The organism is Brevundimonas sp., from assembly GCF_047617075.1.
In the GTDB taxonomy this organism is placed as follows: Bacteria; Pseudomonadota; Alphaproteobacteria; order Caulobacterales; family Caulobacteraceae; genus Brevundimonas.
On sequence record NZ_JBLGCI010000004.1, the window covers coordinates 24,225 to 43,887 of the forward strand.

20 protein-coding genes are annotated in these 19,663 nt (G+C 67.9%); 13 read left to right on the forward strand and 7 right to left on the reverse strand.

Translation table 11 applies throughout. The annotated features are described in order from the left end of the window. Positions 1-34 precede the first annotated feature (34 nt). Positions 35-1,444, forward strand: a complete 1,410-nt coding sequence (glnA, locus tag ACI8U3_RS05190) for a type I glutamate--ammonia ligase (RefSeq protein ID WP_415013807.1) — start codon at positions 35-37, stop codon at positions 1,442-1,444. 64 nt (positions 1,445-1,508) lie between these two features. Here the strand turns inward: glnA and ACI8U3_RS05195 are convergent, their stop codons facing one another. Further along, on the reverse strand, positions 1,509-2,312 hold the full coding sequence (locus ACI8U3_RS05195; protein WP_415013808.1) for a trypsin-like serine peptidase: 804 nt from the start codon (positions 2,310-2,312) through the stop codon (positions 1,509-1,511). A 98-nt stretch (positions 2,313-2,410) separates the two neighbouring features. Here ACI8U3_RS05195 and ACI8U3_RS05200 point away from each other — a divergent pair, with 98 nt between their 5' ends. The 4 genes from ACI8U3_RS05200 to ACI8U3_RS05215 all read left to right on the forward strand — a co-directional run bounded on the left by ACI8U3_RS05200 (position 2,411) and on the right by ACI8U3_RS05215 (position 6,722). Further along, the gene (locus ACI8U3_RS05200; RefSeq protein ID WP_415013809.1) at positions 2,411-4,591 is read left to right on the forward strand and encodes a S9 family peptidase; all 2,181 of its coding nucleotides are present in this window, start codon (positions 2,411-2,413) and stop codon (positions 4,589-4,591) included. Continuing rightward, positions 4,576-5,133, forward strand: a complete 558-nt coding sequence (locus ACI8U3_RS05205; RefSeq protein ID WP_415013810.1) for a GNAT family N-acetyltransferase — start codon at positions 4,576-4,578, stop codon at positions 5,131-5,133. Before ACI8U3_RS05200 ends, ACI8U3_RS05205 begins: the two co-directional genes overlap by 16 nt. A 118-nt stretch (positions 5,134-5,251) precedes the next feature. Beyond that, entirely contained in the window at positions 5,252-5,785 is a 534-nt protein-coding gene (locus ACI8U3_RS05210) for an RcnB family protein (protein WP_415013811.1), read from the forward strand. Positions 5,786-5,894: 109 nt separating this feature from the next. After that, positions 5,895-6,722 (forward strand): Ku protein, encoded by an 828-nt coding sequence (locus ACI8U3_RS05215; RefSeq protein ID WP_415013812.1) that lies wholly within the window; start codon positions 5,895-5,897, stop codon positions 6,720-6,722. Positions 6,723-6,750: 28 nt separating this feature from the next. Here ACI8U3_RS05215 and wrbA read toward each other — a convergent pair whose 3' ends face one another. From wrbA to ACI8U3_RS05230, 3 genes are all read right to left on the reverse strand, one after another. Continuing rightward, positions 6,751-7,353 carry an NAD(P)H:quinone oxidoreductase gene (wrbA, locus tag ACI8U3_RS05220; protein ID WP_415013813.1) on the reverse strand — a complete coding sequence of 201 codons (603 nt, stop codon included), beginning with the start codon at positions 7,351-7,353 and terminating at the stop codon, positions 6,751-6,753. Between the two features lie 111 nt (positions 7,354-7,464). Further along, the gene (locus tag ACI8U3_RS05225) at positions 7,465-7,944 is read right to left on the reverse strand and encodes a hypothetical protein (RefSeq protein ID WP_415013814.1); all 480 of its coding nucleotides are present in this window, start codon (positions 7,942-7,944) and stop codon (positions 7,465-7,467) included. Continuing rightward, positions 7,941-8,783 (reverse strand): D-alanyl-D-alanine carboxypeptidase family protein, encoded by an 843-nt coding sequence (locus tag ACI8U3_RS05230; RefSeq protein ID WP_415013815.1) that lies wholly within the window; start codon positions 8,781-8,783, stop codon positions 7,941-7,943. The genes ACI8U3_RS05225 and ACI8U3_RS05230 overlap by 4 nt, the downstream gene beginning before the upstream one ends. Positions 8,784-8,892: 109 nt before the next feature. Between ACI8U3_RS05230 and ACI8U3_RS05235 the strand changes: the two genes are divergently transcribed. Together ACI8U3_RS05235 and mazG are read left to right on the forward strand one after the other, a co-directional pair. Then, complete coding sequence (locus ACI8U3_RS05235) at positions 8,893-10,293, forward strand: MFS transporter (RefSeq protein ID WP_415013816.1); 1,401 nt, start codon at positions 8,893-8,895, stop codon at positions 10,291-10,293. Between the two features lie 9 nt (positions 10,294-10,302). Next, positions 10,303-11,100, forward strand: a complete 798-nt coding sequence (gene mazG / locus ACI8U3_RS05240) for a nucleoside triphosphate pyrophosphohydrolase (RefSeq protein ID WP_415013817.1) — start codon at positions 10,303-10,305, stop codon at positions 11,098-11,100. Positions 11,101-11,104: 4 nt separating this feature from the next. Here the strand turns inward: mazG and tpiA are convergent, their stop codons facing one another. After that, a complete protein-coding gene (gene tpiA, locus ACI8U3_RS05245) occupies positions 11,105-11,854 on the reverse strand; it encodes a triose-phosphate isomerase (protein ID WP_415013818.1) in 750 nt (249 codons plus the stop codon). A gap of 121 nt (positions 11,855-11,975) precedes the next feature. Between tpiA and ACI8U3_RS05250 the strand changes: the two genes are divergently transcribed. Beyond that, a complete protein-coding gene (locus tag ACI8U3_RS05250) occupies positions 11,976-13,898 on the forward strand; it encodes a SurA N-terminal domain-containing protein (RefSeq protein WP_415013819.1) in 1,923 nt (640 codons plus the stop codon). Next, the gene (gene trpE / locus ACI8U3_RS05255) at positions 13,895-15,391 is read left to right on the forward strand and encodes an anthranilate synthase component I (protein WP_415013820.1); all 1,497 of its coding nucleotides are present in this window, start codon (positions 13,895-13,897) and stop codon (positions 15,389-15,391) included. Before ACI8U3_RS05250 ends, trpE begins: the two co-directional genes overlap by 4 nt. Here trpE and ACI8U3_RS05260 read toward each other — a convergent pair whose 3' ends face one another. Together ACI8U3_RS05260 and ACI8U3_RS05265 are read right to left on the reverse strand one after the other, a co-directional pair. After that, positions 15,392-16,009: a hypothetical protein gene (locus tag ACI8U3_RS05260; RefSeq protein ID WP_415013821.1), complete on the reverse strand. Its 618-nt coding sequence runs from the start codon at positions 16,007-16,009 to the stop codon at positions 15,392-15,394. It lies immediately after the preceding gene. 31 nt (positions 16,010-16,040) lie between these two features. Continuing rightward, a complete protein-coding gene (locus ACI8U3_RS05265; RefSeq protein ID WP_415013822.1) occupies positions 16,041-16,235 on the reverse strand; it encodes a hypothetical protein in 195 nt (64 codons plus the stop codon). A gap of 115 nt (positions 16,236-16,350) precedes the next feature. Here ACI8U3_RS05265 and ACI8U3_RS05270 point away from each other — a divergent pair, with 115 nt between their 5' ends. The 4 genes from ACI8U3_RS05270 (at position 16,351) to lexA (ending at position 19,547) form a co-directional block, all read left to right on the forward strand. After that, complete coding sequence (locus tag ACI8U3_RS05270) at positions 16,351-16,941, forward strand: anthranilate synthase component II (protein ID WP_415013823.1); 591 nt, start codon at positions 16,351-16,353, stop codon at positions 16,939-16,941. Positions 16,942-16,944: 3 nt separating this feature from the next. Further along, positions 16,945-17,973 carry an anthranilate phosphoribosyltransferase gene (trpD, locus tag ACI8U3_RS05275; protein WP_415013824.1) on the forward strand — a complete coding sequence of 343 codons (1,029 nt, stop codon included), beginning with the start codon at positions 16,945-16,947 and terminating at the stop codon, positions 17,971-17,973. Further along, positions 17,970-18,764: an indole-3-glycerol phosphate synthase TrpC gene (gene trpC, locus ACI8U3_RS05280; RefSeq protein ID WP_415013825.1), complete on the forward strand. Its 795-nt coding sequence runs from the start codon at positions 17,970-17,972 to the stop codon at positions 18,762-18,764. Before trpD ends, trpC begins: the two co-directional genes overlap by 4 nt. 90 nt (positions 18,765-18,854) lie before the next feature. Next, positions 18,855-19,547 (forward strand): transcriptional repressor LexA, encoded by a 693-nt coding sequence (gene lexA, locus ACI8U3_RS05285; protein ID WP_415013826.1) that lies wholly within the window; start codon positions 18,855-18,857, stop codon positions 19,545-19,547. The last annotated feature ends 116 nt before the right edge of the window (positions 19,548-19,663 follow it).

Sequence of the window (19,663 nt, forward strand, 5' to 3'; positions counted from 1 at the left end):
CCTTTTCAACCTCCCCAAACCCGGACTTACGAGAATGAGCAGCGCCAGCAAGATCCTCCAGGAGATCAAGGACAAGGACGTGAAATACGTCGACGTCCGTTTCACCGACACGCGGGGCAAGCTCCAGCATGTCACCTTCGACATCGATCTGGTGGACGAGGAATTCCTGAACGAAGGCACCATGTTCGACGGCTCGTCCATCGCTGGATGGAAGGCCATCAATGAGTCCGACATGCTGCTCAAGCCGGACCTGGACACGGCCTACATCGACCCGTTCTACCAGCAGACCACCATGTTCCTGTTCTGCGACGTGATGAACCCGGACACCGGCGAGCCCTATTCCCGCGACAGCCGTTCCATGGCCAAGAAGGCGCTGGCGTACGTCCAGTCCTCCGGCGTGGGCGACAAGGTCTATTTCGGCCCCGAGGCCGAGTTCTTCATCTTCGACGACGTGCGCTGGTCCACCGCCGCGCATGAGACCGGTTACGCCTTCGACTCCACCGAGCTGCCGGCCAATACGGGCGCCGAATACACCGAAGGCAACATGGGCCACCGCCCGCGCGCCAAGGGCGGCTATTTCCCCGTAAACCCGGTGGACTCCGGCCAGGACCTGCGCGGCGAGATGCTGGCGGTCATGAAGGACCTGGGCCTCGATCCCGAAAAGCATCACCACGAAGTTGCTCCGGCGCAGCACGAGCTGGGCCTGAAGTTCGCCGAGCTGGTGACCATGGCTGACCGGCTGCAGCTGTATAAGTACGTGATCCACAACGTTGCGGCGGCCTACGGCAAGTCCGCCACCTTCATGGCCAAGCCCATGTTCGGCGATAACGGCTCGGGCATGCACGTGCACCAGTCCATCTGGAAGGACGGCAAGCCCCAGTTCGCCGGCGACAAGTACGCCGGCCTGTCGGAACAGTGCCTGTGGTACATCGGCGGCATCATCAAGCACGCCAAGGCCATCAACGCCTTCTCAAACTCGACCACCAACAGCTACAAGCGTCTGGTGCCGGGTTACGAGGCGCCGGTGAAGCTGGCCTACTCCAGCCGCAACCGCTCGGCGTCGATCCGTATCCCGTGGGTGTCCTCGCCCAAGGCCAAGCGCATCGAGGCCCGCTTCCCCGATCCCATGGGCAACCCCTATCTGACCTTCGTGGCCCTGCTGATGGCCGGTCTGGACGGCATCGAGAACCGGATCGATCCCGGCCCGGCCGCCGACAAGAACCTGTACGACCTGCCCCCGCAGGAGCGCGGCTCCATCCCCGAGGTCTGCGGCTCGCTGCGCGAGGCGCTCGAGAGCCTCGACAAGGATCGCGAGTTCCTCAAGAAGGGCGGCGTCATGGATGACGACTTCATCGACAGCTACATCGAGCTGAAGATGGAAGAGGTGGAGCGGCTGCAACTGCACCCGCACCCGGTCGAGTTCGACATGTACTACAGCTGCTGATCGACGCTTCGGAGACGATCGCGGGAACGCCGGGTCCGAAGGGGCCCGGCGTTTTTGCTGCGCCCTACTCCGCCGCGACCTCGGCGGCGTCTTCCTCCGCGGCCTCCCGTTCAGCCTGATTCAGCAGTTCGATAGTCTCGCGGATATAGTTGGCGTGGACCACGACGCCGATGCCCAGGCGCTCGCTGTCCATCTCCACCTGCTGGGTCAGGACGCCGGCGATGAAGGGGTGCTCCGGCTCGGGCACGCCGGGCCTGCGCCGCGATGCGCCGGTCATGAAGACGGGCCCGCCCGAGTTGCCCGGAAAGACCGTGAAATCAACGAGGAACGTGGGAAAGGCCACGACCGGCGACAGGGGGTAGGACGCGATCCGGCCCACCCGCAGAATCGGGAAGCCCGCCCGGTTCGCCGACAGGCCACGCGGAAAGCCCAGCGACATCATCTCGTCGCCCGGCGCAACATCGAACCGCGCGAAGGTGTAGCCGTCCGCCAGCCAGCCGATTGGGATGGCCGCCCGCGCGAAGGCGTCCGGCGCCTCGATGCTCATCACCGCCACGTCGTGGTCTGGATGGCTGGTCCACAGGGGCTCGCCCTCTTCGTCGCGAATGGTCAACGGCGAGGGCGTGAAGCGCCAGTTGCCGTCACTGAGCGGCACGCGCCAGCCGATGCGCGCGTCCTGTCTCGGCATGCGCTCCACCACGTGTCCGGCCGTGACCAGAACCACGCGGGGCGTGCCGTCGGCACGTGGCGCGTCGATCAGGAAGCCGGTGCCCACCGTGCGCGTGCCATCGCCCTGGGGTTGGTCCAACTGCACCGTCGCATTGATCAGCGACACGGTCAGATCCCAGGTCACGGCTTCGGCGAACATGAACTCTCCTCAATGATGCGCATCGCCATTTGACGGCCCCGCGAAGTCAGGCACAAGGTCGCGGCGCCAATAGGGCTGTCCAGTTCAGGGAATCGCGGATGAACCGCCGTCAAATGATCGTGTCCGCGGCCGCTTCGGCCACCCTCGCCGCCTCGGGCGGCCCTGTCCTGGCCCGCCAGCAATCCGGAGTTTCGATGCCCCAGCCGCCCGTCGCCCGCCGCGAACCCCACAGCATCACCCAGCTGGGGCGCACCCGCACCGACAACTACTTCTGGATGAAGGACGACAACTGGCAGGCGGTGATGCGCGATCCGTCGGTGTTGCGCGCCGACATCCGCGCGCATCTGGATGCCGAGAACGCCTATTCCCGCGCCATGCTGGCCTCCACCGAGGACCTCCAGACCACCCTGTTCGAGGAGATGAAGGGCCGCATCAAGGAGGACGACAGCTCCGTCCCCGCGCCCGATGGCGACTGGGAGTACTATGTCCGCTATCAGGTGGGGGCCCAGCATCCCCTGCACGCCCGGCGCCCACGCGGGCGCGAGGACGGCGAGCAGATCCTGATCGATGTGGACGACCTGGCCCAGCCTCACGACTACTATGACGTGGGCGGCGCCGAGCACAGTCCGGACCACGCCCTCTACGCCTGGGCCGAGGACGCGCAGGGTTCGGAATACTACGTCATCAAGGTCAAGGATCTGACCACCGGGGAGGTCCTGCCCGGATCGGTGGAAAGCTCCACGGGCGGCTTTACCTTCTCGCCCGACGGCCAGTGGCTGTTCTGGACCTTCCGCGACGAAAACGGGCGGCCCACGAAGATCTACCGCCGCCCGGCGCGCGGTGGCGAGGATGTGCTGGTCTATGAGGAAACCGACCCGGGCATGTTCATCGGCGTCGGAGTGACCGGCTCCGACAAGTACATCTCAATCGGCATCCAGAATCAGGAGACCAGCGAATACCGCCTGATCCCTGCGGCCACGCCCACCGCCGAGCCGGCCGTCTTCGCGCCGCGCCGCACAGGCGTCCGCTATGACATCGACCATTGGGGCGATCGTTTCGTCGTCCTGACCAACGCCGACGGCGCCATCGACTTCAAGCTGATGTGGGCGGAAGAGGACGCCACCGACTGGAGCGACTGGACCGAGTGGAAGCCGCACCGCCCGGGCACCTTCGTCATGGAGACCATGGCGTTCGAGAACCATCTGGTGCGCCGCGAGCGGGTTAACGCCAACACCCGTCTGGTCATCACCCGCAAGGACGATCTGAGCGAGCACGAGATCGTCCAGCCGGAAGAAGCCTATGTGCTGGGCATGCAGGGCGGTTACGAGTTCGACACCACCACCCTGCGCTACGTCTACACCTCGCCGACCACCCCGACCCAGACCTTCGACTACGACATGGCCACGCGCGAGAAGGTGCTGCGCAAGACCCAGGAAATTCCCTCTGGCCACAACCCCGAGGATTACTTGGCCCGCCGCCTGTTCGCCACGGCGCCGGACGGCGAGCAGGTGCCGGTGACCATCCTGGCCCGTCGGGATACGCCCATCGACGGCTCGGCCCCGCTGATGGTCTATGGTTATGGCTCCTACGGCATGTCGATGGATCCCAGCTTCTCGATCCGCAATCTGTCGCTGGTGGACCGCGGCTGGGTCTGGGCCACCGCCCATATCCGTGGCGGCACGGAAAAGGGCTGGGGCTGGTTCCTGGACGGCCGCACGGACAAGAAGATCAACACCTTCACCGACTTCAACGCGGTGACCGATCACCTGCTGGCCAATGGCTATGGCGATCCGGCCAAGGTGGTGGCCTACGGCGGTTCGGCCGGCGGCCTGCTGATGGGCGCCATCATCAATCTGCGGCCCGAGCTCTACACCGGCATCATCGCGGCGGTGCCGTTCGTGGATGTGCTGAACACCATGAGCGACGTTACCCTGCCCCTGACGCCGCCGGAATGGCCCGAGTGGGGCAACCCGCTGGAGGACGAGGCGGCCTACGACTACATCGCCAGCTACAGCCCCTATGACAATGTGACGGCGGCCCCCTACCCCGCCGTGCTGGCCACCGGCGGTCTGTCGGATCCGCGCGTGACCTACTGGGAGCCCGCCAAGTGGGCGGCCAAGCTGCGCGAGTTCAGCACCTCGGGCGACCCCATCCTGCTGAAGATCAACATGGAGGCCGGGCACGGCGGCGCCTCGGGCCGGTTCGATTTCCTCAAGGAAATCGCCTTCGACTACGCCTTCGCCCTGTGGTCGGTGGAGCGCGGATGGGAACGGGCCTGATCATCCGGGACGCGGCGGCGGGCGATCTGCCCGCCGTGACGGCCCTGTACGGGCACAGCGTCCGCACCGGAACCGGCAGTTTTGAATACGACCAGCCGGACCATGCCGAGATGACGGGCCGGTTCGCGCGCATCCGTGACCTGGGCTTGCCGTGGCTGATCGCGGAGATCGACGGCGTGTTCGCCGGATATGCCTATGCCGGGCCGTTCCGCATGCGGGCGGGTTACGGCTGGCTGGTGGAGGATTCGGTCTATGTGGAACCGGACATGCAGGGACGCGGCGTCGGCGCAGCCCTGCTGACCGCCCTGATCAACCGTTGCGAAGCCATGGGCCTGCGCCAGATGGTGGCCGTCATCGGCGACGCCGAGAACACCGGCTCCATCCGCTTGCACGAACGCTGTGGTTTCACCCACGCGGGCGCATTCCGCGCGGCGGGCTGGAAGCTGGACGACTGGCGCGACGTGATCTTCATGCAGCGGGCGCTCGGCCCCGGCGACGGCGAGCCGCCGACGGCGGATGGGCTGCCGTTCGTAGGGGCCTGACGGCGCCGGAACGGCGGCGGCGGGATGAACCCCGCCTGGCCACCGCCGTTCAGATCAGGCTCAGCGGCGAGACTCTATGGTGGGGGCAATCGACACTCCCGTCGAAGAGGAGAACCCCATGAAGAACAAGGCTCTCACCGCCGCCGTCGCCGCCGTCCTCGCCGCCAGTTCGCTGGGCGTGGCCTCCGCCGCCGAAGCCCAGTCGCGTCCTGATCGCGGCGACCGTTATGAACAACGCCACGACCGTGGCGATCGCTTCGACCGTCGTCAGGACCGCCGTCAGGATCGCCAGTGGCGCCAGAACCAGCGTCAGCAGCAGCGTGCCGTCCAGCAGCGTCAACGCCAGATGCAGCGCCAGCACCAGCAGGCCCTGCGCCAGCATCAGCGGTTGATGAATCAGCGCATCCGCGCCCAGCAGCGCTTCAACGCCGGCGCCTACCAGCGGCCCTATGGCTATCAGTATCGCCAGTGGCAGCCCGGCTACACCCTGCCCCCGGCCTATCGCCACAGCCGCTATGCGGTGGACCACCGCCGCTATGGCCTCCAGGCCCCGCCTTACGGCTATGAGTACCGGCGCGTGGACAACGACGTGGTCCTGACCGCCGTGGCCACCGGCCTGATCGGCGCGGTCATCGCGGGTCTGTTCAACTAAGGCCTGCCAAACCGGAACGGCCCCGTCGCAGCGATGCGGCGGGGCTTTTCCGTGCGCTCTGAACCGTCAGCCCCGTGATTCGTTCTGTCGCCACACGAAGGGGAATGACATGGTTGCGAGACCCACCTGGCAAGGTCGCCTGAAGCTGTCGCTGGTCAGCTGTCCGGTGTCGCTATTCACGGCGACGACGTCGGCCAATGACGTGCGCTTTCACCTGATCAATCCCGAGACCAACAACCGCATCCGCATGGTGCCCACCGATCCGGACACCGGCCCGGTCGAGCGGTCCGATCTGGTGCGGGGCTATGAGGTCAAGAAGGACGAGTACGTCCTTTTCGACGACGCCGACTTCGACAAGGTCAAGCTGGAGAGCACCAAGGCCATCAGCATCGACCGCTTCGTGGACGAGAAGGACATCGACCGGCTGTACTGGGACACGCCCCATTACATGGTACCGGACAAGGACGGGGCCGAGGCGTTCTCGGTCATTCGCGAGGCCATGAAGAAGGCGGGCAAGGTGGCCCTGGGCTGTCTGGTGCTGCGAGGCAAGGAGCGTCAGGTGGCGCTGGAGGTTCGCGACAAGGGCATCATCGCCTACACGCTGCGCGCCCAGGACGAGGTGCGCGACGCGGGCGACTTCTTCGACGACATCCCGACGGTGAAAGCCGACAAGGACATGATCGAGATCGCCCACAAGATCATCGGCCAGAAGGAAGCGGACTTCGATCCGGCCGAGTTCAAGGACGGCTATGACGACGCCCTGCGCGAGATGATCAAGGCCAAGACCAAGGGCAAGAAGCTGGTCGCCTCGCCCGAGCTGGAGGAGAGCAACGTCGTCGATCTGATGGAGGCGCTGAAGAAGAGCCTCAAGGGCTCGGCGTCGCCCGCGAAAAAGGCGCCGACGAAGAAGGCCGCGCCGAGGAAGAAGGCCGGCTGACCCTCTTCCCCGGCTGCGACCATGGCCGTCAGCCGTGCAGCTTTTTCGCCGTCTCGGCCACGTAGCGTCCCTGCCAGCGGGCGCCTTCCAGCTCATTGTCGCTGGGCATGCGCGATCCGTCGCCGCCGGTGATGGTGGTGGCGCCGTAGGGGCTGCCGCCGGTCACTTCGTCGATGCGCAGCTGGCCCTGCCAGGCGTAGGGCAGGCCCGCCACCACCATGCCGTGGTGCAGCAGGGTCTGGATCATGCCGATCAGGGTGGTTTCCTGGCCGCCGTGCTGGGAGGCGGTGGAGGTGAAGGCCGAGCCCACCTTGCCCGCAAAGGCGCCGCTGGCCCACAGCCCGCCGGTCTGGTCGAGGAAATTGCGCAGTTGCGATGCGGCCGTACCGAAGCGGGTGCCCGCGCCGATGATGATGGCGTCGTAGTCGCTCAGCTCGTCGATCTTGGCGATGGGCGCGGCCTGATCCAGCTTGTAACCGGACTTCTTCGCCAGTTCCTCGGGCACCAACTCGGGGACGCGCTTGATATCCACCTGGGCGCCGTCCACCTGCCGCGCGCCTTCGGCGATGGCTTCGGCCATGGCTTCAACGTGGCCGTAGGTGGAGTGATAGAGCACGAGAATCTTGGGCATGTGGGGAGCTCCCTGTCTGGAATGATCGCGGCCCGATACTGCAACCGGTCCAGTTGCCGATCTGGGCGCTGCCGTCCATCGATTCAACCCATCGCGGCCAGAAAAGATGCCTCAGGCTCGCAAACGGTCGCCGGCGCCCATGCCACACGCCGGAAACGGCACCACGGCACGATAAAAGGCGGCCCGCGCCGGCGCCGCCTGCCCACGACTCAGCCGAAACGCGTGCTCCACGGCGGAGGCCTGCTGCTCGATGTTCAGGCCGTCCCATGCACAATGCTCGAGCGGATAGGCGTAGGCGGCGCGGTCGTCACCCGCTTTCAGCTTGGCCAGCAGCAGGTTCACACCCTGCTGCGCCTGCCACACGTGAACCAGCTCGTGGATGAAGGTGGCCTGGATCTTCACCGGCGCGGCGGCGATATTGGCCGGCAGGCTCCGGCCCGGCCAGACGATCAGGTCCCGCCCGAACCAGCGGCCGGGCACGAACGCGCGGGACAAGGGCGAACTGACGATGCGGATCCCGTCCATCGCAAGGGCGTCGCCGAACACCTCAAAGGCCAGCGCCAGCTCGCCCGCGGTCAGGCGACGGATCAAGGCCCCACCCATTCCCAATGCCAGGGCTCATAGACATAGGGCACGAAGCCGAAACGGCGGGCGTTGGCCACCAGCCAGCGATAGGTCGGCCCCCGGCTTTGTTGCAGACGGTTGTAGGCGTCGGTGGAGTCCACGCCATAGCCGAAGGCGTGGCCCACATAGATGTCGATGGCCGTCCCGGTCCGGTGCGGCGAACAGACCGCCCGGCGCAGGCCGTCGCAGTTGCCTTCGGCGGCGCAGCGAGCGGCGTCGGCGGCCGGATCGCGCAGGCCCGAGAAGATCTGCAGCAGTTCCGGGTTGGCGGCTATCTCGGGAACCTCGGCTCGGGCGGCGGCGGCCATGCGGCGGTAGGCCTCCAGCACGTCCCGGCGCAGCATGCGGGTGATGCGGTCGGCGTGCTCCTCCTCCGGCAGCAGATAGGCCCAGGTGTTGATGGGCTGCGGTTCGGGACATTCCCCCGCCACCCGCGCCATGACGAACGGCCGCCGCTCCTGCCACACGCCCTTGAACACCTGGAATGTCTCGGCGTCGAACACCCCGGTCGGGATCAGGTCATAGCGGGTCTGGAACGCCGCCAGGGCCGCCGCAAAACCGGGCGAACCGGGCGAGCACGCCGTCGACAGCTCCTGCTGGATCAGCGGCGAATAGGTCTCCCACCCCGTCTCCACGGCGGCGAAGGGCGTCCATTCCAGACTCAGCACCGACTGCCCGTTGACCACAGCCGCGTCGCTGTACGCGTCCAGTTGGCTCCAGCAGGGATCGTCCGGCGCCTGGGCGCGGGCCGCCGTGGCCATTGCGAGGGCCATAAACAGGGTCAAGATCAGGCGTGAAACGATCATGGCGTCACATTCGATCAGCCCGCGCCGACCCGCAAGCCGCTTGCTCATATGCATCGGCGGCGGTCAGATGCCGCAGACCGCGACTCAGCGGCCGTCTCAGGCGTCATCCATGCCCCAGCCCGCCGCCGCGCCCGCCGGTTCATCGGCCACAGCCGCCCCCCGCCGCAGCAATGGCGTCCTGGCCGCCTTCTCCGCCGCCTGCCTGCCCTACGCGGCGCTGGGCCTGCCGGTCTATGTGACCTTGCCCGAGTTCTACGCCAGCCATGTGGGCGTCGATCTGGCGCTCGTGGGCATCATCTTTCTGGTGATCCGCATGGCCGACATTTTCGTGGATCCGGCGCTGGGCATGGTCATCGACCGCACTCACAGCCGTTTCGGTCGCTATCGTCTGTGGATGGGCCTGGCCGCGCCGGTGCTGATGCTGGCGGTGGCCATGCTGTTCATGGTGGGGCCGGGCGCTGGTCCTGCCTATCTGGCCCTGTGGCTGATCGTCATGTCGCTGGGTTTCTCGGTCAGCATCCTGTCCCAGATCAGCTGGGCGTCCGCCCTGTCGTCCGACTACGACCAGCGGTCGCGCATCTACGGCTGGTGGCAGACCGCCAATATCGTCGGCGTGCTGACCGTGCTGCTGATCCCGGTTCTGGTCCAGTCCATGGGATGGGGCGATTACGCCGCCGCCGTGCGCTGGCAGGGATGGTTCATCGTCATCGCCCTGCCCGTGACCCTGGCCATCACCTTCGCCTTCACGCCGGAACCGCCCCCCGGCCCGCCATCCGACAAGGCGTCTCGTTTCGCCTATCTGTCACTCTTCAAGCTGCCCGTGATGCAGCGGCTGCTGGGCGCCGATTTGATGCTGGGCATCGCGCGGGGCGTCGTCGGCGCGCTGTTCTTCTATTTCTTTGAGGCTGTGCAGGGCTTCGAGCGGGCCCAGACCTCCATCCTGCTGCTGGTCTATTTCGTCGCCGGCCTGATCGGCGCCCCCGTGTGGAGCGCGCTGGCGGTGCGGCTGGGCAAGCACGCCGCCCTGATCCTGGCCTGCGTCTATTTCGCCGTGACACTGCTGCTCGCCAGCTTCGGCGCGCCGGTCCTTGCGGGCGCGCTCGGGGTCTCGCCGATGATCATGGCGGCGATCATGGTGGCGCTGGTGGGCCTGGCCTTCGCCTCGGGCGACCTTTTGCTGCGGGCCATGATGGCCGACGTGGCCGACCAGGTGCGGCTCGAGCAGGGCGCGGACCGCACCGGCCTGCTGTTCTCGATCCTGACCGCAACCTCCAAGCTGGGCTATGCGGTGTCGGTGCTGACCTTCACCGGGCTGCAGTTCGCTGGCTTCAATCCGGCGCTGGTGGAAAATAACAGCCCCGCCGCCCTGATGTGGCTGCAGGTCATGTTCGCCGGTCTGCCGGCCCTCTGCCTGATGGTCGGCGCATGGGCGCTCTACCGCTATCCCCTGACCCAGACGCGCCACGCCGATATCCGCGCGGCTCTGGATGCGGCGGGCGCAGCACGATAAGCCCCCGCCATGACCGAACCCCGCCCCATCGACCGCCTGATCCAGATCATGGAGCGCCTGCGCGATCCCGACGGCGGTTGCCCGTGGGATGTGGCCCAGACCTTCGCCACCATCGCGCCCTACACCATCGAGGAAGCCTATGAGGTGGCCGACGCCATCGAGCGCGGCGATCTGGATGACCTGAAGGGCGAACTGGGCGACCTTCTGTTCCAGGTGGTGTTCCATGCCCGCATGGCCGAGGAGCAGGGCCTGTTCGCCTTCGATGATGTGGCCGTCGCCATGGCCGACAAGCTGGAGCGTCGCCATCCCCACGTCTTCGGCGACGAGGCGGCCAGAACCGACGCGGCCTCCCAGAAGGCGCGCTGGGAGGACATCAAGGCCGGGGAGCGCGTGGCCAAGGCCCAGCACGGGGTGCTGGACGACGTGCCTGTGGGCCTGCCCGCGCTGGCCCGGGCCGCCAAGCTGACCAAGCGCGCCGGCCGCGTCGGCTTCGACTGGCCCTCCACCGACGAGGTGTTCGACAAGCTGCACGAGGAAGTGGCCGAACTGCGCGCCGAGATCGCAGCGGGCGATCTGGACAAGGCCCGCGAGGAGATGGGCGACCTGCTGTTCGTAGTGGCCAACCTGGCGCGCAAGCTGGAGGTGGAGCCTGAGGACGCCCTGCGCGGCGCCAACGCCAAATTCATCCGCCGTTTCGGGTTCATCGAGGCCGAACTGGCGAAGGACGGCCGCACGCCGGACCAGTCGGACCTGGCCGAAATGGACGCCCTGTGGAATGCGGCGAAGGCGGCGGAGAAATCCGCCTGACCCGTCAAGCCGCCCGGATGATGCCCAGGAAGTCCGCGGCCTTCAGGGAAGCCCCGCCCACCAGCGCCCCGCCCACTTCGGGCGTGTTGAGGATCTCGGCGGCGTTCGACGGCTTGACCGACCCGCCGTACAGGATCGGGGCTTTGCGCGCCGTTTCGCCCAATCGCTCCACCATCGCCGCCCGCACCGCCCGGTGGACTTCCTCGATCTGCTCGACCGTCGGCGTAAGCCCTGTGCCGATGGCCCAGACCGGCTCGTAGGCCACGGCGAACGCCTTGCCGATCAGGGCGTCAGGCAGCGAGCCTGCGACTTGCGCCTGAACGACGGTCACCGCCTGCCCGGCCTCGCGCTGCTCCAGCGTCTCGCCGACGCAGACGATGGGCTCCAGACCGGCCGCCAGCGCCGCCCCCACCTTGGCCGCCACATCGGCGTCGGTTTCTCCGTGAAACGACCGCCGCTCGGAGTGGCCCAGAATCACCAGGCCCGCGCCCGCATCCGCCAGCATTGCGGCCGCTACGTCGCCGGTGAAGGCGCCGGAGGCTTCCGCCCGGCAGTCCTGCCCGCCAACCTCGACGGCCGAGCCTTCAACTGTTCGGGCCAGACGCTCGATCAGGGTCGCGGGCGGGCACAGGGCCACGCGCATGGCGGCGGGGCCGGCCTTCAGCGCCTCGGCCAAAGCTTCCGCCTCGGTCAGGGCCGATCCGACCCCGTTCATCTTCCAGTTTCCGGCGATCAGCCGTCGCATTTCGGTCATGACGGCTGTTTAGGCGGGCCATAAGGCCAAGCCAAGGGGCTGCCCGCTTGCGGGACCGCCGCCCCCTCCCCTATACGGCCAGTCTGCGCACTCTTGCGCTTCGTGATCCAAGGCCCGCCGCATGATCTCCTCGTTCCGCAAGCTCTCGAAGTCCTGGGTCGCCCCGATCATCGTGGGTCTGATCGCCATCAGCTTCATCATCGTTGGCGGAATGACGGACCTTTTCAGCGGCGGCAATCTGAACGGCCCGGTCGTCAAGGCTGGAAGCCGGGAAATCAGCCAGATCGAGTTTCGCCGCGTCGTTGATGGACGCATAGCGGAGTTCCGCGAACAGTCGGGTCAGAACATCACGATGGAAGAGGTGGTGGCCCAGGGCGGCCATGTGCAGGTTCTGGAAGGTCTGGCCGAGACCGAGGGCTTCCTGGCCTGGGCCTGGCGCGCTGGCCTGCGCCCCGGCGCCGAGCTGATCGCCGCCCAGATCCGTGAGTTCCCGGTGTTCTTCAATCAGGTTACCGGCCAGTTCGATCCGGACCAGTACGCCGCCGCCCTGGCCGAGCAGAACGTCACCCAGGCGGATTTCGAGGAAGAGATCCGCGACCAGCTGGCCGCCAACCACTACGGCGCCGCCATGTACGCCGGCCTGCGCCTGCCGCGCATCTACGGCGCGGTGCTGGCCGGTCAGTCGCTGCACACCCGCGACGGCAGCTGGTTCGTCGTCACGCAAGCCATGGCCGGCGAGGCGGAAGCCCCGACCGAAGAACAGCTCACCGCTTTCCTCAACGAGAACGCCGAGCAACTGCGCCGTCCCGAGTTCCGGACCATCTCGCTGGTTGTGTTCACCCCGGCCTCCGAAGCTGACCTTCCGGCGATCACCGAGGAGCAAATTCAGGAACGCTTCGAGTTCCGCCGGGAGTCCCTGTCCCAGGCCGAGACGCGCACCTTCACGACTCTGACCGCCGGCGACGCGGAAACCGCCGCGGCCATGGCCCAGGCCCTGCGCGGCGGCCAGTCGCCTGCCGCCGTGGCCGAAGCCAATGACGTGCAGCCGGTGGAATATGAGAACCGCGCCCGGTCCGCCGTCACCGACCCGGCCATCGCCGCCGCCGCTTTCGGCGCCGAGGAAGGCGCGATCGTCGGCCCGGTCCAGAGCGGCCTGGGTCAGACGGTGATCGTGGTCGATTCGGTCACGGCCGGTCAGGCCGCGACACTGGAGTCGGCCCGGGAAGGGATCGTCCAGGAACTGCGCGAGGAGGCCGCGCGGGGCCAGACCTATGACGCCGTAGAAGCCTATGAGCAGGCCCGTCAGGACGGCGCCTCCCTGGCCGATGCGGTCGAGACCGCCGGCGCCCGGATTATCGATCTGCCGCCCTTCACCGAGGACGGTCGCCTGCCGAACGGCCAGCCCCTGAACGCCCCCGAGCCGGTGCTGCGCAGCGCCTACGCCCAGGAAGAAGGTGGCGAAAGCGACGTCATCGACGCCGGCCAGGGCCAGTATTTCGTGGTTCGCGTCAACGAGATCACGCCCGCCGCCATGCCGTCGCTTGACGAGGTCCGCGAGCCTCTGACCCAGAACTGGCTGCAGCGGGAGAACGCGCGCCGTCTGGCCGCCCTCGCCGACCAGCTGGCCGGCCGGGTGCGCGGCGGCGAAGCCATCGCCGATGTCGCCGCCTCTGTGAACGCCACCCTGGTCGCCCGCACCGGCGTGCAGCAGGACGAGGAAACCCAGAACGAAGTCGGTCAGGGCGTCCTGCGCGGCCTGTTCGGCCAGGGCGCCGAACAGGTGTTCAGCGGTCCGCAGGACGGTCAGAGCTTCGTGGTCGGCCGCGTCGACCGTATCCGCGCTCCGGTTCCGGCCCTGGCCGCTCCGCAAGCCGAGCAGATCCGCCCGCAGATGAGCATGCAGGCGGCCGAGGCGCTGGGGAACGACGCCCGGGCCGCCGCCGCCGGACGGGTGAACGTCCGGACCTGGCCTGACCGCGCCCTCGTCGCTCTGGGCATCGACCCCGACCAGGCGCCCGCTGCGCCCGCCGCCGAAGAAGAATGAGTCGCGAGGCCGCTTCGCCCTGTCCGGAGGACTTCGCGCGCGGCTGGGCGGACGGCAGCGCGCAGGTGGTTTTCCGCCGCTTGATCGACGATCTCGAGACGCCCGTCTCGGCCTGCCTCAAGCTGGGACAGGGCGAGCCCTACGCCTTCCTGTTCGAATCGGTCGAGGGCGGCGCCTGGCGCGGGCGTTATTCGATCCTGACGCTGGCGCCGGATCTGGTCTGGCGTTGCCGGGGCGACAAGGCCGAGGTCGCGCGCGGCGACGACATCGCGGCGGACCGCTTCACGGCCGAGCCCGACGGCGCGGTCGCCTCCATGAAGCGTTTGGTCGACGACGCCCGCATCGCCCTGCCCGATGGCCTGCCGCCCATGGCCGCCGGCGTGTTCGGCGTGTTCGGCTATGATCTGGTGCGCCTGTTCGAGCCCATCGGCGAGGCCAATCCCGACCCGCTGGACCTGCCCGACGCCGTCCTGACGCGCCCATCCATCGTCGCTATCTTCGACGGCGTGGCCCAGGAGATCATCCTGGCCACCCCCGCCTGGCAGGACGGCGGCGACGCGGAGACCGCCTACGCCGCCGCCGTGGCCCGCCTGGACGCCGTGGTCGAGCGTCTGAACCAGCCCACGCCGCGCCCTGCACCCGGCGCGCCCGATCCCGTTGTCTTCGAGGGCTCTGAAACCGAGGAGAGCTTCGGCGCCATCGTCGGCCGAGCCAAGGACTACATCGCCGCCGGCGACATCTTTCAGGTGGTGCCCAGCCAGCGCTTCAGCGCGCCGTTCGCCCGGGATTCCTTCGCCTTCTACCGTTCCTTGCGCCGCACCAACCCGTCGCCCTTCCTGTTCCACATGAACTTCGGCGACTTCCAGCTGGCGGGCTCCAGCCCCGAGATTCTGGTGCGCCTGCGCGACGGCGAACTGACGATCCGCCCCCTTGCCGGCACCCGCCCGCGCGGCAGGACGCCGGAAGAGGATCAAGCGCTGGAGGCCGAACTTCTGGCCGATCCCAAGGAACTGGCCGAGCATCTGATGCTGGTGGATCTGGGCCGCAACGACGTGGGCCGGGTGGCCGAGCCGGCCTCGGTCAAGGTCACGAAGAGCTTCTTCGTGGAGCGCTACAGCCACGTCATGCATCTGGTCTCCAACGTCACGGGCAAGGCGCGGCCGGACCTGCATCCGGTGGACATCCTGCTGGCCGCCCTGCCCGCCGGCACCTTGTCGGGCGCGCCCAAGGTGCGGGCCATGGAGATCATCGACGAGCTGGAGACGGTCAAGCGCGGCGTCGGCTATGCGGGTGCGGCAGGCTATATCTCGTCAGGCGGCGAGATCGACGCCTGCATCGTCCTGCGCACCGCCCTGTTCAAGGACGGCGTGATGCACGTTCAGGCCGGCGCCGGCGTGGTCGCCGACAGCGACCCGAAGGCCGAGTACGAAGAGACCCTGCACAAGTCCCGCGCCCTCAAGGCCGCCGCCGAGGAAGCCTGGCGCTTCGGCTGATCAATAGAACGGCTCGGGCCCCGCGTCGGGATAGGGCCGCCGGGCGTACGGCGAAGGCTCTGCCCGGGGCGACTCGAACCGCGACGATTCGGCGTAAGGACCGGGATAGGACTGGTATCCAGACGTGTCTCGATAAGGGGCGGGTTCGTACCGATGCGGTTCGCGCGTCGCTTCGCGCTCCACGATGGCTCCGCCTTCGAAATAGCGCTCCTCCGTCATCATCTCGCGGCTCTCATAGCTGGAGCCGCCGCGGACCGAATGGCGGCGATCGCCCCAGGAATAGCCGTCTGAATACCGGCGGACGTGCGGACCCTCATAGGCCTCGTACCCATAGCCGTATTCGCGATAGCCCGGGGGCGGACCATAGGGCGGCGGCCCCTGGTATCCTTCGCCGTACCCATAGCCGGGGCCCGGTCCATAAGGGCCGTAAGCCGGTCCCGGCGCATACACCGGCCCGGTGCGGCCGAAGCCCTGCGACCCGCTGCGATAGCGGTAATCGGTCCCTGGCGCGGGCACGTGAAGCAGATACGGCGCCTCGGCGACCGGATAGGGCTGCGGTCTCGGCGCGCAGGCGGCGGCCAGGACGACGAAAGCGGAGAGTGTCAGAATGGTGCGCATGACGCGTGTGCAGCAAGCGCCGGGCCAGACCTCAGTCGAAACCGCGCATCGCATCCGCCGACGACCGATCCACCTCGAACCCCGGCCCCACGATCACTGCGCCGGCCATCATGAGGGCGGACACCGCCGCCAGCAGGGCCGCGCCCAGCGCGCCCATGGCCGGATCACGGACCGTAGGCGGTCCCAGCAATTCTCGCGCACGTTCGATGGCGTCGGCCTCGGTCATGGCCCCTCTCCGCTTGTTGCCCGCAGAGGTTAGGCCCCACCCGTTAGCTTTCCCTTTCCGGGACAGACGCATTGTCCTTGGCGACACAGGCTGCGCCGCCTAGAACAGCCAGATCATGATCCTCGTCATCGATAACTACGACAGCTTCACCTACAACCTGGTCCACTATCTGGCGGAACTGGGCGCGCCCACGCACGTCATCCGCAATGACGACCTGAGCGCCGACGAGGCGCTGGCGCTGAACCCCGATGCGGTGCTGCTGTCCCCCGGCCCCTGTGCGCCGGATCAGGCGGGCATCTGTCTGGACGTGCTGGCGAAAGCCCCCGAAAGCCTGCCCATCTTCGGCGTCTGCCTGGGTTATCAGGCCATGGGTCAGGCCTTCGGCGGCAAGGTGATCCGGGCCAAGGCGCTGATGCACGGCAAGACCTCGCCCATCCGCCATGAGGGCAAAAGCGTGTTCCGGGGGCTGCCCGATCCCTTCACCGCCACCCGCTATCACAGCCTGGCCGTGGAGCGCGAAAGCCTGCCCGACGTGCTGGAGGTCACCGCCTGGACGGCGGACGGCGAGATCATGGGGCTCGCGCACCGCACCCGCCCGATCCACGGGGTCCAGTTCCACCCCGAGTCCATCGCCACAGAGCGCGGCCACGACCTGCTGGCCAACTTCCTCGACCTCGCCGGCGTGCGCCGTCTGGCCGCCGCCTGAGCCATGTCCGACGCCTTCAAGCCCATCCTGTCAAAGCTGGCCGACGGCCGCGCCCTGACCGCCAACGAGGCGCGGGCCTTCTTCGCCGCCTGCCTGCGCGGCGAGCCGACCCCGGCCCAGATGGCCGCCGCCGTCACCGCCCTGCGCCTGCGCGGCGAGACGGTGGAGGAGATCGCCGCCTTCGCCACCGAAATGCGCGCCGCGGCGCTGAAGCTGGACCTGCCCTATGAGGTGATCGACACCTGCGGCACCGGCGGCTCGGGCCTGCACACCTTCAACATCTCCACCGCCTCGGCCCTTGTGCTGGCGGGCGCGGGCCTGAAGGTGGCCAAGCACGGCAACCGGGCGGTCAGCTCGAAATCCGGGTCGTCTGACGTGCTGGCCGCGCTGGGCGTGAACCTGGCGGCCAGTCCCGCCCAGCAGCGCCGCGCGCTTGACGAGGCCGGCATCGCCTTCCTGTTCGCGCCCGCCCACCACAGCGCCATGAAGCATGTGGGCCCGGTCCGCGCCGATATCGGATTCCGTACGGTTTTCAACCTATTGGGCCCGCTTTCCAATCCAGCGAATGCAAAGCGTCAGGTCATGGGCGTCTATGATCCGCGCCTGCTGGAGCCGCTGGCCGAGGTGCTGGGGCGTCTGGGCGCCGTGCGGGCATGGACCGTCCACGGTCAGGGTCTGGACGAGCTGACCACCACGGGCGCCACCGAGATCGCGGAATGGCGCGACGGCGCCGTGCGCCGCTTCACCGTCACCGCCGCCGACGCCGGTTTGGCCGAGGCGGCCATGGGCGACCTCATGGGCGGCGACGGCGCGCATAACGCCCGCGCCCTCAACGCCCTGCTGGACGGCGCCGCCGGTCCCTATCGCGACATCGTGCTGCTGAACGCCGCCGCCGCCCTGGTGGTCAGCGACGGGGCCGATGATCTGGCGCAGGGCGCCGCTCTGGCCGCCGCCGCCATCGATGACGGACGCGCCCGCGCCGCGCTGGACGCGCTTGTGCGTATCACCAATGAGGAAGAGGCCGCCGCGTGACAGACGTTCTGAGCCGCATCGCCGCCTACAAGCGTCAGGACGTGGCGGCGCGCAAGGCCGCCCGCTCGCAAACCGACATCGAGGCGCTGGCCGCCGTCGCCTCGCCGCCGCGCGGTTTTCGACAGGCGCTGGAAGACAAGGCTGCGCCGGACCGTCCGGCCCTGATCGCCGAGATCAAGAAGGCCAGCCCGTCCAAGGGCCTGATCCGTCCCGACTTCGACCCGCCTGCGCTGGCCAAGGCGTATGAAGCCGGCGGCGCGGCCTGCCTGTCCGTGCTGACCGACGGCCCCAGTTTCCAGGGCGACGACGCCTATCTGGCCGCCGCCCGCGAGGCGACCGCCCTGCCCTGTCTCCGCAAGGACTTTCTGGTCGACCCGTGGCAGGTGGCCGAAAGCCGCGCGCTGGGCGCCGACTGCATCCTCGTCATCCTCGCCATGATCGACGACGGCCTGGCCGCCGAGCTGATGGCCGAGGCGGCGCGATTCGGCATGGACGCCCTGGTCGAGACCCACGACGAAGAGGAAATGGCCCGCGCCTGCGCCCTGAAAGCCGATCTGGTGGGGATCAACAACCGGTCGCTGCGCACCTTCGAGGTCGATCTGGCCACGACCGAACGTCTGGCCTTGCTGCGCCCGTCCAACGCCCTTCTGGTGGCCGAAAGCGGCATCTTCACGCCCGCCGACGTGGCCCGCGTGGCCGATGCCCGGGCGCGCGCGATCCTGGTGGGCGAAAGCCTCATGCGGCAGGACGACGTGACGGCGGCGACGAAAGCGTTGCTGTCGGTAAGTTGACATTAACGAAGAACACTTACAGAACATCGACATCAGTTCACGGCTTGTTCCCGGAGTGATTCCGGAGGCGGCCTGCGGGGAAGATGGCCGATGCTCACGCGCAAGCAGCACGAACTCCTGATGTTCATTCATGAACGCATCAAGGAGACGGGCGTCTCGCCCTCCTTCGACGAGATGAAGGAGGCGCTGGATCTGGCGTCCAAGTCCGGCATCCACCGCCTGATCACGGCCTTGGAGGAACGGGGCTTCATTCGTCGTCTGGCGCACCGGGCGCGGGCGCTCGAGGTGCTGAAACTGCCGGACCAGGCCACGGCGGGCGCGCCGCGCGGTCAGGCCGGGTTCAAGCCGGGCGTCATCGAGGGCGGTCGGCCCGCGGCTTCGCCCGAACCCGCCAACGACACCCGCGAACTGCCCCTGCTGGGCAAGATCGCCGCCGGCACGCCCATCGCCGCCATCCAGCACGAGCGCGACCGCCTTATTGTGCCCGAGAGCATGCTGGGCGCGGGCGAGCATTACGTGCTTGAGATCGAGGGCGACTCCATGATCGAGGCCGGCATCCTCGACGGCGACATGGTGGTCATCAAGCGCGTCGACACGGCCAGCTCCGGCGAGATCGTCGTGGCTCTGGTGGAAGGCGAGGAAGCCACCCTCAAGCGCCTGAGAAGGAAGGGCGCCTCCATCGCTCTGGAGCCCGCCAACCGCGCCTACGAAACGCGAATCTTCGGGCCCGACCAGGTCGAGGTGCAGGGCAAGCTGGTCGGCCTCATGCGGCGGTATCACTGAGGGCTGCCAAGTCTGAAACTCGTCATCGCCGGGCTCGTCCCGGCGATCCATAGGCTCGGACGGGTCGGGGTGACCTTTGACGTTCCGCGTGTCTGGATTCCCGGGACAAGCCCGGG

What these genes read in the sequence shown, in the direction of transcription:
- ACI8U3_RS05260 (WP_415013821.1), bottom strand. Translation starts at nt 16,009, where the DNA reads ATGCGCACCATTCTGACACTCTCCGCTTTCGTCGTCCTGGCCGCCGCC.
- ACI8U3_RS05210 (WP_415013811.1), top strand. Translation starts at nt 5,252, where the DNA reads ATGAAGAACAAGGCTCTCACCGCCGCCGTCGCCGCCGTCCTCGCCGCC.
- tpiA (WP_415013818.1), bottom strand. Translation starts at nt 11,854, where the DNA reads ATGACCGAAATGCGACGGCTGATCGCCGGAAACTGGAAGATGAACGGG.
- ACI8U3_RS05250 (WP_415013819.1), top strand. Translation starts at nt 11,976, where the DNA reads ATGATCTCCTCGTTCCGCAAGCTCTCGAAGTCCTGGGTCGCCCCGATC.
- ACI8U3_RS05200 (WP_415013809.1), top strand. Translation starts at nt 2,411, where the DNA reads ATGAACCGCCGTCAAATGATCGTGTCCGCGGCCGCTTCGGCCACCCTC.
- glnA (WP_415013807.1), top strand. Translation starts at nt 35, where the DNA reads ATGAGCAGCGCCAGCAAGATCCTCCAGGAGATCAAGGACAAGGACGTG.
- ACI8U3_RS05265 (WP_415013822.1), bottom strand. Translation starts at nt 16,235, where the DNA reads ATGACCGAGGCCGACGCCATCGAACGTGCGCGAGAATTGCTGGGACCG.
- mazG (WP_415013817.1), top strand. Translation starts at nt 10,303, where the DNA reads ATGACCGAACCCCGCCCCATCGACCGCCTGATCCAGATCATGGAGCGC.
- trpE (WP_415013820.1), top strand. Translation starts at nt 13,895, where the DNA reads ATGAGTCGCGAGGCCGCTTCGCCCTGTCCGGAGGACTTCGCGCGCGGC.
- ACI8U3_RS05230 (WP_415013815.1), bottom strand. Translation starts at nt 8,783, where the DNA reads ATGATCGTTTCACGCCTGATCTTGACCCTGTTTATGGCCCTCGCAATG.
- ACI8U3_RS05235 (WP_415013816.1), top strand. Translation starts at nt 8,893, where the DNA reads ATGCCCCAGCCCGCCGCCGCGCCCGCCGGTTCATCGGCCACAGCCGCC.
- lexA (WP_415013826.1), top strand. Translation starts at nt 18,855, where the DNA reads ATGCTCACGCGCAAGCAGCACGAACTCCTGATGTTCATTCATGAACGC.
- ACI8U3_RS05215 (WP_415013812.1), top strand. Translation starts at nt 5,895, where the DNA reads ATGGTTGCGAGACCCACCTGGCAAGGTCGCCTGAAGCTGTCGCTGGTC.
- ACI8U3_RS05195 (WP_415013808.1), bottom strand. Translation starts at nt 2,312, where the DNA reads ATGTTCGCCGAAGCCGTGACCTGGGATCTGACCGTGTCGCTGATCAAT.
- ACI8U3_RS05270 (WP_415013823.1), top strand. Translation starts at nt 16,351, where the DNA reads ATGATCCTCGTCATCGATAACTACGACAGCTTCACCTACAACCTGGTC.
- ACI8U3_RS05205 (WP_415013810.1), top strand. Translation starts at nt 4,576, where the DNA reads ATGGGAACGGGCCTGATCATCCGGGACGCGGCGGCGGGCGATCTGCCC.
- trpD (WP_415013824.1), top strand. Translation starts at nt 16,945, where the DNA reads ATGTCCGACGCCTTCAAGCCCATCCTGTCAAAGCTGGCCGACGGCCGC.
- wrbA (WP_415013813.1), bottom strand. Translation starts at nt 7,353, where the DNA reads ATGCCCAAGATTCTCGTGCTCTATCACTCCACCTACGGCCACGTTGAA.